Origin of the sequence: Nocardioides thalensis (genome assembly GCF_013410655.1) — a bacterium.
GTDB classification, from domain to species: domain Bacteria; phylum Actinomycetota; class Actinomycetes; order Propionibacteriales; family Nocardioidaceae; genus Nocardioides; species Nocardioides thalensis.
Genome location: NZ_JACCFP010000001.1, coordinates 3,329,574 through 3,342,339, shown reverse-complemented (window position 1 = coordinate 3,342,339; position 12,766 = coordinate 3,329,574). Strand labels below are relative to the sequence as shown.

General features: G+C 73.0%; 15 protein-coding genes. 5 read left to right on the top strand and 10 right to left on the bottom strand.

The genetic code is table 11. The features are described 5' to 3' along the window. Position 1: 1 nt before the first annotated feature. The 5 genes from HNR19_RS16315 to HNR19_RS16295 are packed head-to-tail and all read right to left on the bottom strand — an operon-like array spanning position 2 to position 2,881. Positions 2-529: a hypothetical protein gene (locus HNR19_RS16315; protein ID WP_179668898.1), complete on the bottom strand. Its 528-nt coding sequence runs from the start codon at positions 527-529 to the stop codon at positions 2-4. Beyond that, a complete protein-coding gene (locus HNR19_RS16310; protein ID WP_179668897.1) occupies positions 513-1,130 on the bottom strand; it encodes an ATP-binding protein in 618 nt (205 codons plus the stop codon). Before HNR19_RS16310 ends, HNR19_RS16315 begins: the two co-directional genes overlap by 17 nt. 43 nt (positions 1,131-1,173) lie before the next feature. Beyond that, the gene (locus HNR19_RS16305) at positions 1,174-2,001 is read right to left on the bottom strand and encodes a hypothetical protein (RefSeq protein WP_179668896.1); all 828 of its coding nucleotides are present in this window, start codon (positions 1,999-2,001) and stop codon (positions 1,174-1,176) included. Then, positions 1,998-2,321: a hypothetical protein gene (locus HNR19_RS16300; RefSeq protein WP_179668895.1), complete on the bottom strand. Its 324-nt coding sequence runs from the start codon at positions 2,319-2,321 to the stop codon at positions 1,998-2,000. The genes HNR19_RS16305 and HNR19_RS16300 overlap by 4 nt, the downstream gene beginning before the upstream one ends. After that, positions 2,321-2,881: a hypothetical protein gene (locus tag HNR19_RS16295; RefSeq protein WP_179668894.1), complete on the bottom strand. Its 561-nt coding sequence runs from the start codon at positions 2,879-2,881 to the stop codon at positions 2,321-2,323. The genes HNR19_RS16300 and HNR19_RS16295 overlap by 1 nt, the downstream gene beginning before the upstream one ends. Before the next feature lie 100 nt (positions 2,882-2,981). Between HNR19_RS16295 and HNR19_RS16290 the strand changes: the two genes are divergently transcribed. The 3 genes from HNR19_RS16290 (at position 2,982) to HNR19_RS16280 (ending at position 8,326) form a co-directional block, all read left to right on the top strand. Next, positions 2,982-3,533, top strand: coding sequence for a hypothetical protein (locus tag HNR19_RS16290; protein ID WP_179668893.1), 552 nt, complete (start codon positions 2,982-2,984; stop codon positions 3,531-3,533). A gap of 105 nt (positions 3,534-3,638) precedes the next feature. Then, positions 3,639-7,301, top strand: a complete 3,663-nt coding sequence (locus HNR19_RS16285; RefSeq protein ID WP_218910286.1) for a SpoIIE family protein phosphatase — start codon at positions 3,639-3,641, stop codon at positions 7,299-7,301. A gap of 17 nt (positions 7,302-7,318) precedes the next feature. After that, entirely contained in the window at positions 7,319-8,326 is a 1,008-nt protein-coding gene (locus tag HNR19_RS16280; RefSeq protein ID WP_179668892.1) for a S66 family peptidase, read from the top strand. Between the two features lie 18 nt (positions 8,327-8,344). On the opposite strand, the gene arfB is transcribed toward HNR19_RS16280, so the two are convergent. Genes arfB through HNR19_RS16265 form a run of 3 tightly spaced genes read right to left on the bottom strand, consistent with a single transcriptional unit; the run spans position 8,345 to position 9,324 of the window. Continuing rightward, complete coding sequence (gene arfB, locus HNR19_RS16275) at positions 8,345-8,743, bottom strand: alternative ribosome rescue aminoacyl-tRNA hydrolase ArfB (RefSeq protein WP_343047234.1); 399 nt, start codon at positions 8,741-8,743, stop codon at positions 8,345-8,347. Between the two features lie 10 nt (positions 8,744-8,753). After that, the gene (locus HNR19_RS16270; RefSeq protein WP_179668890.1) at positions 8,754-8,921 is read right to left on the bottom strand and encodes a hypothetical protein; all 168 of its coding nucleotides are present in this window, start codon (positions 8,919-8,921) and stop codon (positions 8,754-8,756) included. 46 nt (positions 8,922-8,967) lie between these two features. After that, positions 8,968-9,324 carry a hypothetical protein gene (locus tag HNR19_RS16265; protein WP_179668889.1) on the bottom strand — a complete coding sequence of 119 codons (357 nt, stop codon included), beginning with the start codon at positions 9,322-9,324 and terminating at the stop codon, positions 8,968-8,970. 61 nt (positions 9,325-9,385) lie between these two features. Between HNR19_RS16265 and HNR19_RS16260 the strand changes: the two genes are divergently transcribed. Together HNR19_RS16260 and HNR19_RS16255 are read left to right on the top strand one after the other, a co-directional pair. After that, positions 9,386-10,240 (top strand): uracil-DNA glycosylase, encoded by an 855-nt coding sequence (locus HNR19_RS16260; protein WP_343047233.1) that lies wholly within the window; start codon positions 9,386-9,388, stop codon positions 10,238-10,240. A 41-nt stretch (positions 10,241-10,281) separates the two neighbouring features. Beyond that, positions 10,282-11,094: a GNAT family N-acetyltransferase gene (locus tag HNR19_RS16255; RefSeq protein ID WP_343047232.1), complete on the top strand. Its 813-nt coding sequence runs from the start codon at positions 10,282-10,284 to the stop codon at positions 11,092-11,094. A gap of 2 nt (positions 11,095-11,096) precedes the next feature. On the opposite strand, the gene HNR19_RS16250 is transcribed toward HNR19_RS16255, so the two are convergent. Together HNR19_RS16250 and HNR19_RS16245 are read right to left on the bottom strand one after the other, a co-directional pair. Further along, complete coding sequence (locus HNR19_RS16250; protein WP_179668886.1) at positions 11,097-12,347, bottom strand: DUF6596 domain-containing protein; 1,251 nt, start codon at positions 12,345-12,347, stop codon at positions 11,097-11,099. Next, positions 12,344-12,703, bottom strand: coding sequence for a YciI family protein (locus HNR19_RS16245; RefSeq protein ID WP_179668885.1), 360 nt, complete (start codon positions 12,701-12,703; stop codon positions 12,344-12,346). Before HNR19_RS16245 ends, HNR19_RS16250 begins: the two co-directional genes overlap by 4 nt. Between the last annotated feature and the right edge of the window lie 63 nt (positions 12,704-12,766).

Genomic DNA, 12,766 nt, shown 5'->3' with positions numbered 1-12,766 from the left:
GTCAGACCACGAACCAGAAGTGGCTCCACCCGAGCGGATCGAGCTCGTGGTGGATCCAGCGGCCGCGGGGCACCGTGAGCCGCCGCCCGGTGGCGGGGTTGAACACGCGAACCGCGTTGCCGCCGGCGGTGGACCCGTAGGCCAGCACCACGTGGCGGGGCAGCAGGAAGCTACCGACGTACGCCGCCACCGGCCGGCTCTCGACGCGCGAGACGAGCTCGTCGTACCCCCGGTCGGCGGACAGCCGCACCGCGTCGGTCTCGACCTCCTGGCCGGTCAGGTCGGACAGGGCGCGCGCGACCGACCACGGGGGTGTGCCGAAAGCGCGCGGCCACGGCACCTGTGCCCGGCCCGAGGAGTCCTGGGGCGCGGTGAGGGTGCGGTGGAGGTGCTGGATCTCAGCGCCCGGGTCGGCGGGCGCCACGCCCGACTCCCAGAGCAGCCGCGCGACCAGCACCGAGGTCGCGCCGCACGAGAAGCCGTCCGGCTGCTTCAGGCTGGCCGCGTCGAGGTCATCGGGCCAGTGCATGCTCGGCCTCCAGCTCGGCGTACGCCTCGTCCCCGGTCGCGACCCGGCAGCCCGCGGCGACCGCGCGGCGTACGACGTCGCGCTGCGCGCGAGCGAGCGCGAGGCCGCGCCACAGCAGCACCGGCGGCGGCTTGCGGTGCTCCCTCAGGTCGCGCGTGAGCCGCCGCCAGAACGTCACCGCCGGGTGCTGGGTGACGCAGTACGCCGCCGCGAGCACGCCTGCCGCCCGCAGCGGCTCGACGACGTCCGGCGCGAAGATCCCCTCGGCGCAGAAGTACCGCGCGTCGGCGAGGTCGAGGTGCTCGGTGCCGGTGTGCCGGCTCTCGGCGATGGAGTAGACGGGCACGTCGACCGAGCCGGTGCGGCACAGCTCGACCAGCGCCGCCAGCGCGTCGTCGCGTCGCCAGCTGTCGGGGTGGTCCCAGTCGACGAGGCCGGCGTTCCTGCCGGAGGCGATGAGCGGGAGCGTGGGGTCGCCGGCGTCCTTGTAGAAGTCGTCGAGCCGGAGCGTCGGCCACCCGAACCGGTCCCGGAGCCGCCCCGAGAGCCGGGACTTCCCGGCCCCGGACGGGCCGGCCAGGACGATGACGCGTGCTTCCACGCGCCCATTGTCGCCGACGGCGCGGCCCCGGCTCAGGACGCCCTCAGGAGACCTTCGGCGTCCACTGGCCGGGGTCGTTCATGATGTCGCTGTTGGCCTCCTCGATCATCGGCCACCTGTTCTGGGGGAGGCCCCGCGCGCCGCTGGCCAGCTGCTGCCAGGAGGTGGACGCGGTGGTGGCCTGTTCGATGAGGAACTCGACCAGGATGTCGGCGACGTCGGAGACGTTGTTCCAGATCGCCTGGGCCAGGTCGAACGCCGCGGGCAGCTCGAAGCTGATGATCGAGTCGGCCTCGGTCGCCTTCTCGAAGCAGCCGATGAAGTCGCCGACCCAGCTGAGGAACTCGCGGGCCAGCTTGCGCCACAGGGTGAGGATCTGGTTCGCCGCGGCCGAGGTGAGGGTCGCGCCGGCGTCCATCGCCATGCTCAGGTTGAGGAACCCGGTGTCCTCGGTGGTCGCGACGGTCTTGTAGTTGTCGGCGGCATAGCCCTGCCAGTCGTGGTTGAAGATCGTCATCTTCTGGCTGAGGTCGCCCGGCTGGTAGATGGTCGCCTTGACGCTGGAGAAGTGGCCGGCGTAGTCGATGAGGTCCATCGGCCGGCCCGCGAGATCGCCGACCGCGTCCCGCACGTTGGTGAGGATCTGGTCGCTCGTCTCGAGGATCCACGGGTGGATCTCGTTGTTCCAGCGCTCGATCGCGTCGTCGACGGTGTCGCTGAAGATGTCGGCGATGAAGCCACCGATGCCGGACGCCGCGTCGTTGAGCATGTTGGCGATCCGCTCGATCTGCTCGTTCATGTCCTCGATGAACGTGCCGAGGTCGTCCTCGATGCCGCTGGTCAGGTCCTCGAAGTAGGAGATGCTGCTCATGACGCCTCGATCATCCGGTCGAGCGTCGCCATTTCCGTGGCGACGGTCTGGTCGCTGTCGTCGTAGTCGTTGGCCGTCGAGACGAGCGCGGCGTTGAGGTAGCGGCAGCACTTCTCCGCGTCGTCGAGCGCGACGCCCATCGCGTTGGTCCACGTGTTGTAGTAGTCGGACACCTGGTTCAGGCCCGCGAGCCAGCCGAACGCGTCACCGTCGCCGATGGCGGGATCGATCGTCGTGCGCGCGGCCGACGCGTCGTCGGCGTGCCCGTTCCAGAGCTGGGCATGGGTGCGGAGGGTCTGGCACTGCACTTCGTAGGACATCAGCGGTCCCTTTCGGAGTAGGCGGCGGTGAACGCCTCGGTGACGGCTCGCGAGATCGAGCCCGAGGCGGCGTTGCTGAGCCAGGCCGCGTCGGCATCGACGCGCCCGGCGGACGAAGCGGGTGGGAGCGTGACCGTCACGCAGTCGTTGCTGCTGCGCCCGGTCACGGAGCCCGGGCGGCCGCGGCGCCTGGCGCGCTCGGCGCGGGAGGCCTCCCGGATCGTGTGACGGTGGTAGCTGTCGGACGTCGGTGGCGTCGCCCTGATCGGCGTCGCGACGGCGACCGGCCGCTGGCGCTTCACGGACGGGTCGCGCGGCGGCCGCCGGGCGACGAGCGCCGCGCGGTAGGCGCCGGCCACACGGGCGGCCAGCTCGTACGGCGTCCGCACCGCGTCGACGCGCAGCACGTCGACGTGGACGACGCGCTGCGTCGCGTCGACGGTGACCGACACGCTGTGGTCAGGATCGGTGCCGCTGCTGGCTGCGTTGCTGGTGTACCTGCCCGTGCGGTCGGTGGCGCGGAGCCGCTCGAGCCGCGCGTCGGCGTCGTTCGAGGCCATGGAACCTCCCGATAGGTGAATGGCTACCCACCACGGGTTTCCTCCTCGACCGTTCGCAAACATTTGTTTATCGGCCGAGCAGGCGGGAAGGTCGGGACCCATGCGGACGCAGATTCTCGGGCTCGGCGCACTGCTCCTGGCCCTCCAGGCATGCTCCGACGACCCCGCGGCCAACGACGGCAAGCCGACCATCGACGGCTCTGCGGCCGCGTCCCTCGACTGCGCGTCGCTCATCCCCGCCGCTGCGATCGACGCGCTCGGCTGGCCCGCAGTCGAGCCGGAGGAACACGCCGGCCGGTGCCTGGTGCGCAGCGCGCGCGGCGAGGTGACCGTCGGCACCCGGGCCGTTCCCGCCTCGGCCGACGAGCGCGCCGATGCGGTGCAGGCGGAGCTCGAGACGCAGTGCGAGCGGTTGCGCGCGGACGGCCGACAGTTCGTCGGCGAGCCGGAATGGCTCGCCGAGGGTCACCAGGGTTGCTTGACCCAGGTGGACCCGCGGACGGGCACCGGGGTCGCGGAGCTGGTCTTCCTCAACGACATCGACGAGGTCGTCCAGGTCCGGATCGCGTCGTCCCGACGCCTCGACGAGGACCGCGTCACCGACGCGCTGGAGCAGATCGCCTCGGCGAGCGCCGGGCTCGGCCAACCCTGAGGCTCCCGGCCCGGTCGCGATCGACCTGACCGCCGGTCGCGTTACCGTTCGGGTGAAGGAGCCCCATGCGTGGGGACGGGGCCGTCGGTCGAGAGGTGCTGTCAGTTGAGTGCGGGACCGGATCTGTTCGACCTGTCGGTGCCGGCCGGTCGCCTGATGGCCGCGACCGACTGGAGCGCGACCCCGATCGGCGCACCGGAGACGTGGTCGCAGACCCTCCAGGTGCTGACCCGGTCCGTGCAGGCGTCCCGCTACCCGATGCTCCTGCTGTGGGGTGAGGACTACACCCAGATCTACAACGACGCCTACTCCGAGCTGATCGGCGACCGGCACCCCGCGGCGATGGGCAACGACTGCCGGATCACGCTGTCCGAGGGCTGGCCGGTGCTCGAGCCGCTGATCGAGGAGGCGAAGTCGACCGGCGTCGCGAGCTGGGTGCCCGCGCTCCAGCTGCTCCTGATCCGCGCCGGCTATCGCGAGGAGGCCTACTTCAGCGTCAGCCACGCGCCGGTGACCGACGACGACGGCGAGACGCGGGGCGTGCTGACGATCTGCAGCGAGGTCACCGACCAGGTGGTCGGCGAGCGCCGGCTGCGGCTCCTGCAGCAGCTCTCGCTCGGTGACGACACCCGGCTCGCGCTGGAAGACGTCGCGCACCGGCTCGTCACGGCGGTGGCCGACGACCCGAGCGACGTGCCGTTCCTCGGGCTCTACCTCCGCGACGGCGCAGCCGTACGGCGGATCGCGACCTCCGACCCCGCGCTGCCGGGATCGGTCGCGCCGGGGGAGCCGGACCCGTGGGACCTGCTGCGCGCTGCTGCCGGCCACGCGGGCACCGTCGCCGTGCCGGAGACGCTGGCCCGGGGCGGGGCCTGGCAGGACCCGGTCACCGAGGCGCTCGTCGTGCCGATCCCGTCGAGCGACCCGAGGGCGCCGCTCGGAGTGCTGGTGGCGGGCGTCTCGCCCAGCCGCGCGCTGGACGACCTCTACCGGTCGTTCTTCGAGCTGCTCGCCCAGCAGGTCGGCGTGGCGCTGCGCAACGCGCTCGCCTACGAGGAGGAGCGCCAGCGCGCCGAGGCACTCGCCGAGCTCGACCGGGCGAAGACCGAGTTCTTCACCAACGTCAGCCACGAGTTCCGCACCCCGCTGACCCTGATGCTCGGCCCGTTGCAGGACGCGCTGGCGGCCGGCGACCCGGCGCTGCCGGCCGAGCACCAGGAGCGCGTCACCACGGCGCTCGACGCTGCCCGCCGCCTGCTCAAGCTCGTCAACAACCTGCTGACGTTCTCCAGCCTCGAGGCCGGCTCCGAGCTGGCCGCCCGGGAGCCGGTCGACCTCGCCGCCCTGACGGTCGACGTCGCCAGCGGCTTCCGGTCCGCGGTCGAGCGGGCCGGGCTGCGGCTCGACGTCCGCTGCCCGCCGCTGCCGCGGCCGGTCGTGATCGACCCCGAGCACTGGACGACCATCGTCACGAACCTGCTGTCCAACGCCCTCAAGTTCACGTTCACGGGCGCCATCGAGGTGCGGCTGACGGGTGACGGCGAGCAGGTCTCGCTCGAGGTCCGCGACACCGGCGTCGGGATCCCCGAGGCCGAGCTGCCGCGGCTGTTCGACAGGTTCCACCGGGTGCGCGGCACGGCCTCGCGGAGCCACGAGGGGTCGGGCATCGGGCTGGCCCTGGTCAAGGAGCTGGCGGTGCTCCACGGGGGCGACGTCGACGTCACCAGCGAGGTGGGCACGGGCACCCGTTTCCTCGTGCGGCTGCCGTGGCCCGTGACCGCCGCGGTCGCCCTGCCGCGGACGCCGACGACCGCAGACGCACTCACCGCGGCCGTGACCGAGGCCGAGTCGTGGATCTCCGGCGCCGAGGTGGCCGCGCCCGCGACGCGCGAGGTCGCCGCCGACGCGCCGCACGTGCTCGTGGCCGACGACAACGCCGACATGCGGGCCCACATCGTGCGCCTGCTCGAGGCCGAGGGCTGGCAGGTGACCGCGGTCGCCGACGGCGACGCCGCGCTGCACGCCGCCACGACGATCGGCCCGGACCTGTTGCTGACCGACGTGATGATGCCGGGTCTCGACGGGTTCGAGCTGCTGCGCGCGATCCGCGACGACCCGCGCACCCAGACGCTTCCCGTCGTGATGCTCTCCGCGCGGGCGGGCGAGGGCGCCAGCACCGAGGGTCTTGAGATCGGCGCCGACGACTACGTCGTGAAGCCGTTCGTCTCCTCCGACCTGATCGCGCGGCTCCGCACCACGATGACGATGGCGGGCCTCCGCAGCCGGCACGTCGCCGAGATCCAGGAGCTGGCGCGGGCGACCGCGCTCGTGACCTCGGGTCGTCGGATCGACGACGCGCTGCGGCTGCTGACCGACCAGGTCCGCGGCATCCTCGACGCCCGTGGGGTGACGGTGACCGTCGACGATCCCGAGGGTGCGCGGTCGGCGCTGGTCTACACCGTCGGCAACACCGAGCCCAGCGGCGCGGGGGAAGAGCTGGTCCGCACGCCCGTGCTCGGTCGCCGCAACCGCGTCCTCGGCACCGTCGAGGTGGTCCTGTCCGTCGCGCGCGCCCGGCGCCCGCAGACCGAGCCGCTGCTGACCGCGACCGCGCGGGTGCTCGCCGCGGTGGTCGAGGAGGGCTGGCACTCCGAGCGGCAGGTGGCGGTTGCCGCCACGCTCCAGGGGTTCCTGCTGCCCGACAGCCTCCCCGAGGTGGACGGCGTCGAGCTGGCGGCGTCGTACCGGCCCGCGGAGCGCGAGGTCCAGGTGGGCGGTGACTGGTACGACGTGCTCGAGCTCCCCGACGGCCGGGTCGCCCTGAGCGTGGGCGACGTGGCCGGCCACGGCCTCGAGAGCGCCCTGCTCATGGGCCAGCTGCGCACTGCGGTCCGCGCCTACGCGCTGGGCGGGATGTCGCCGGCGGAGACCACCGCCGCGCTCGATGAGCTGATGGACCGGCTGCCGGGCGCCTCGATGGCGACCTTCTTCCTCGCCTACCTCGACGTCGCCACCGGCAACCTGACCTGGTGCAGCGCGGGCCACCCGCCGCCCGCGGTCGTGCGTCCCGGTGCTCCGGCCGGGTGGATCGAGGGACCGGTCGCGCCGCCGCTCGGCGCGATGTTCGGGCAGCGGCCGACCGAGTCGGAGGCGGCGCTGCCACCGGAGGCCCGCCTCGTGCTCTACACCGACGGGCTCGTCGAACGGCGCGAGACCCAGCTCGACGTCGGCATGCCGGAGCTGCTCGCCCTGCTCGAGGCCAACGCGGGCGCCGACGCCGAGCAGATGGTCTCGCGCATCGTCGGCAGGTCGGCCGGCGGCAGCGCCGACGACGTCGCCGTGGTCGTCCTGCACCGGCTCCCCGTCGCCGACCAGGGCTCCGCCGGCGTCGGTGACGCCCGGCTCGAGATCGAGGTCGCCGCGGCTCCCGAGTCCGCCGCGCAGGTACGGCGCGCCGTACGAGGGCTGCTCGACGAGGCCGGCGTCGACGACGACGTGGCGTTCGAGCTGCTCATCGGTCTGTCGGAGGCGGTCAACAACGCCGTCGAGCACGCGGTCGACCCCACCCGCGACGTGGTCGTCGTCCGCGCCGAGGTCGACTCCGCCGCGCGCCGGGTCCGGCTCGAGGTGCAGGACTTCGGGCAGTGGCGCGAGCGCCGGTCCAGCATGGACCGGGGTCACGGCGCCACGCTGATGGGGCTGGGCGGCGAGGTGCGGGTGCTGCCCGGGGACACCGGCACGCTGGTCACGCTCGAGCGCGAGCTCTGATCGGTGCTCTTGTCGTGATGAGGTTTCCGAAACCGCTCGAGCCGGGAGACCGGATCGCGGTGACATCGCCCTCGCAAGGAGCATCCGGCGCCGCCGCCGAACGAGTCGCCTTCTGCGTGGACTGGCTGCGCGACCGGGGATACGACGTCGTTGTCGGCGAGTGCATGGACGGGTCCGGGATCACGTCGGCGCCGGCTGAGGCGCGTGCTGCCGAGCTGACGGCCATGCTGTGTGACCCGCAGGTGCGCTGCGTCGTACCGCCGTGGGGCGGGGAGACCGCCATCGACCTCGTCGACCTGCTGGACTGGGACGCACTCGCGGAGGCGGAGCCCACTTGGCTGGTCGGCTATTCCGACCTGTCGACCATCCTGCTGCCGATCACGACCCGGCTGGGCTGGGCGACCGTGCACGGCGACAACCTTGCCGACACGCCCTACCGGACACCGGCGGGGCTCCGGCACTGGCTCGACCTGGTGTCCGGCGCCGGGCCGCACGTGCAGCGGGACTCGGGCCTGGTCGCGGACTGGTGGCGGTTCGAGGAGGATCCTCGCGCCACCGAGTGGCGCGAGGTCGGCCCGGGTGGGTGGCGGCTCCACGGCGCGGAGTCACTCACCGCGACGGGCCGACTGGTCGGTGGCTGCATCGAGACGATGGTCAACCTGGCCGGGACGCCGTACGGCGACGTCGCGGCGTTCGGCCGTCAGCACGCTGCCGACGGACTGATCGTGTACGTCGAGGCGTGTGAGGACGGCGCGGCCACGATCTGCCGCAACCTGCACGGGCTACGGCTGGCCGGTTGGTTCGAGCACGCGACCGCGATCCTGGTCGGGCGCACGAAAGCCCCGGACCATCCCGGGATGACCCAGGAGGAAGCCGTCGTCGACGCGCTGGGGCGGCTCGGTGTCCCGCTCGTGCTCGACATGGAGATCGGGCACGTGCCGCCGCACCTGCCACTCGTGAACGGAGCGCTGGCCACCGTCGTCGTCGACGGCGACACCCATCAGGTCACGCAGGATCTCCGCTAGTCGTCGCCGGTCAACCGGTCAGTCGATCGGCCGACCGCGGAGCCGCTTGGTCTCGCCGCGTCTCTTCTTCTGGTCGACGCGTCGCTGCTGGGACCGCTTCGACGGCTTGGTCGGCACCCGCGGTGGGGGAGGTGGCTTCATGGCCTCCTCGAGCGTCGCAGCGAGGCGCTCCTCCGCCGCCTGCCGGTTGCGCAGCTGGGACCGGTGCTCGCTCGCGACGACCACGACCTCCTTGCCGAGGCGGGTGAGCAGCCGTGTCTTGAGCCGCTCGGGGAAGGCGTCGGAGCCGGCGAGGTCGAAGACCAGCTGCACCCGGGTGTCGGTGGTGTTGACGTGCTGGCCGCCGGGACCGGAGGAGCGGGAGAAGCGCCAGGTGAGGTCGCTGTCGGGAACGACGTGGCCGCGGACGGTGATCACGCTGGCCGCGTCAGGAGTAGCGGTGGGTCTTGGCAGCGTGGCCCTGCTCGCGGGTGCAGGTGCGGCCATTCATCGAACGGTGCCCGCACAGCCCGTCGGCGGCGGGCTGCGGCGGCGCCTGCTTCATCCGGTTGTAACGGGCCTCCCGCATCGCCCGGACCGCTGCTTCCTTGCTCATCGCGTCTTCACCTGACGGACCCTACGGGTTCGCTCCGACAGTTCGCTCAGGAGATCCCCGCCGCTCGGTCCAGCTCCTGCAGCAGGTCGTGGGCAGCCAGCTCCACCTGCTTGTGCCGCCACTCGGAGGCGCGGTAGACGCAGGCGATCAGGCCGGTGCGGTGGAGGCGGCGGAAGTCGCCGTACACGAACGCGTAGCGCGCCTTCGTCTCGTCGTTCGCGTCCACGGTGAGGCCGAGGTGCCAGGCGGCGTACTCCTCCCACGAGTGGCGGTCGAGGTACGCCGTGCCCGCCTGGGCGTTCGGCTGCACCTCGCCCCAGTCGCTGTCGAGGACGTACTGCCGCGCGGCGATGAGGGCTCTCGCCTTCTCGACGGCGGCCGGGTTCACGTCGTACCGGGCCATGCCGAACCTCCTGGTCTCGAGCACACGAAGCTGCCACCACCGACCATGAAGGATGGACGGCGTGAGCGACAACCTCCTGCCGCACCCGGCGACGGGCGAGCCGTTCCCCTCACCCGTGCCGCCGGGCACCGGCTGGCCCGGCGACCCGGCCGGGCCGGAGACGCCGGTGGCGCGGACGGCGGCGCAGGTACGCCGCCTCGCGGACTCGGCCGGCTCGGTCGGCTTGGACGAGCTCGACGCCCGGGTCAGCGTCTGCCGGGCGTGCCCGCGGCTGGTCCGCTGGCGGGAGGACGTCGCGCTCGCCAAGCGCGCGTCCTACGCGGACGAGCCCTACTGGGGCCGGCCCGTCCCCGGCCTCGGACCACCTGACGCGCGGATCCTCGTGGTGGGCCTCGCGCCGGCCGCGAACGGTGCCAACCGGACCGGACGGCTCTTCACGGGCGACCGCAGCGGCGACTGGTTGTTCGCCTCGCTCCACCGGGTCGGCCTGGCGACGCAGGGCACCAGCGTGCACGCCGCCGACGGCCTGACGCTGGTCGACACCCGCATGGTCGCGACCGTGCGCTGCGCCCCACCCCAGAACAGGCCGACGACCGTCGAGCGCGACACCTGCGCGCCGTGGGTCGAGGCCGAGCTCCGGCTGCTCGCGGAGCACGTCCGGGTGGCGGTGGCGCTCGGCGGCTACGGCTGGGACGCGACGTTGCGGTCGTACGCCGCCCTCGGCTGGCAGGTCGCCCGCCCCAAGCCGCGCTTCGGCCACGGTGTCGAGGCGACGCTGGTCGGCGAGGGCCGCTCGGTGACGCTGCTCGGCTGCTACCACCCGAGCCAGCAGAACACCTTCACCGGCCGGCTCACCGAGCCGATGCTCGACGGCGTGTTCGCGCGAGCCGCCGCCCTCGCCGCCGAGCCGTCGTAATCCGCTGGCGACCCAGTCGCGGCTCCACCAGGATGGCCGGCGTGGATGACGCCCGCCGGTTCCTCGAGGCCTACGACGAGCAGCTCCGCACCGAGGCGGAAACGCCGAACGCGATGGACGTGACCGTCCACGGACCGCTGCGCCTGGCGACGTTCGCGGGCGGGCGCGGTTTCGTCACCTATCGGGACCTGGGCGGCGCGGACGCCGCTGCGATCGACGCGCTCGTCGGCCACGCCGTCGCGCACTTCCAGGCCGACCCGGAGGTCAGCCGCGCCGAGTGGAAGACCCGCGGCCACGACCGGGCGCCCGGCCTCCACGAGAGCCTGCTCGCGCACGGGTTCGTCGCCGAGGAGCCGGAGTCGATCATGATCGGCGCGGCGGACCTGCTCGCGGTCGACGTACCCCTGCCGGAAGGGGTGGCGCTGCGGCAGGTCGAGGCGGAGGCCGACGTCCGCGCCATGGTCGCGATGAGTGCCCGGGTGTTCGGCGACTCGGCCGCGGAGGGGCGGGAGATCGCCGGCGAGCTGCTGGAGCGGCTGTCGACCGGCGACGACCTGGAGCTCTGGGTCGCCGAGGCCGACGGGAAGGTCGTCTCCGCCGGCCGGCTGGAGCCGGTGCCCGGCACCGACTTCGCCGGGATCTGGGGCGGCTCGACGCTGGCGGAGTGGCGGGGCCGCGGGATCTATCGCGCGCTGACCGCGGCCCGTGCTCGATCCGCCCTGCGCCGGGGCAAGACGCTCATCCACAGCGACTCGACCGAGTACTCCCGGCCGATCCTGGAGCGCTACGGCCTCCTCAAGGTCTCCACGACCACGCCGTACCTCTGGCGGCGGGAGTCGGCCGACGCCGCCTGACCTCAGGAGCGGAGCGCCCGCCGGCTCCGGGCCTCGAGCGCGGCGCGCTCGGCGGCGTTGTCGGTGAGCTCGATCGCGCGGTCGTACGCCGCGGCAGCGCCCTCGGTGTCGCCGGCACGAGCCAGCAGCTCGGCCCGGGTCGCGTGGAACGGCTGGTAGCGGTCGAGGCGGTCGTCGACGTCGATCGTGTGCAGCACGGCGAGGCCGACCTGCGGCCCGTCCGCCATCGCCAGCGCGGCAGCGTGGTTGATGGTGACGACGGGCGAGGGTGCCATCCGCGACAGCTCGCCGTACAGGGCGGCGATCTGCGGCCAGTCGGTGGCGTCCCAGTGGGGTGCCTCGGCGTGCAGCGCGGCAACGGCGGCCTGCACCTGGAAGGGTCCCGGCGACCGGGACCCGAGCGCTCGCTCGACGACCTTGGTGCCCTCGGCGATGAGCGCCTGGTCCCAGCGGCCGCGGTCCTGGTCCTCGAGGGACACGGGCAGTCCGTTCGCGTCGGTCCGGGCCGGGCGGCGGGCGTCGGTCAGCAGGAGCAGGGCGAGCAACCCGAGCGCCTCGGCGTCGTCGGGCATCAGCTCGACCACCAGCCGGCAGAGCCGGATCGCCTCCCGGCAGAGGTCCACCCGGACGAGGTCGTCGCCCGAGCTCGCCACGTGGCCCTCGGTGTAGACGAGATGGATCACGTGCAGGACGCCGTGCAGGCGGGCGGGGAGCTCGTCGGCGTCCGGCACGCGGTAGGGGATCTTGGCGGTCTTGATCTTCTTCTTCGCCCGGACCAGCCGCTGGTACATCGTGGTCTCGGTGGTCAGCAGCGCGCGGGAGACCTCGGCCACCTCCAGGCCGCCCACGACCCGGAGGGTCAGCGCGACCCGTGCCTCGAGGGCCAGGGCCGGGTGGCAGCATGTGAACAGCAGCCGCAGGCGGTCGTCGTGCACCCCGCTGCGGTCGAGCGGCTCGGGCTCGGTCGTGTCGTCGTCCCTCATCAGCGTCTCCAGACGGTCGAGCGCCGCCGACCGGGTCGCCTCCCGGCGCAGCCGGTCGATCGCCCGTCGGCGGGCGACGGTGGTGAGCCACGCCCCTGGTCGGGACGGGACTCCCCGGGTGGGCCACTCGGCCACGGCGGCGGCGAACGCGTCCGCCGCCGCCTCCTCGGCCAGCCCGACGTCGCCGCCGAGCTGGCCGGCGAGCGTCGCGAGGAGCGCGGTCCACTCCTCGCGATACGCCCGCTCGATGGCCTCGTCGGCCTCGGTCACGCGTCCTGCTCGTGCGCCGAGAGCGGCCGGATCTCGACCGAGCCGTAGGTCACGTTGGGCATCTTCTTGGCCCACTCCAGCGCGGTGTCGAGGTCCGGGACGTCGATGATGATGTAGCTGAAGAAGGACTCCTTGGTCTCCGCGAACGGGCCGTCGGAGACGAGCGCCTCGTCGTTGCGGACGCGCAGGGTCGTGGCCGTCGCCTCGGTGTCGAGACCGTGGGCGGCGATCATCGCGCCGGACTTGCCGAGCTCGCCCATCACCTCGCCCCACTGCGCCATCTCGGCGTCGAACTCGGGGGTGCCCTCGGCGGGGCCGGTGTTGTTCTCGAAACGGAGCAGCAGCATGTACTTCATGGGAAGCCTCCTCGGCATCTGGTTGGTGTGGAGCTTGTCCTTCACCCTGTCGTCGCGGCCGTC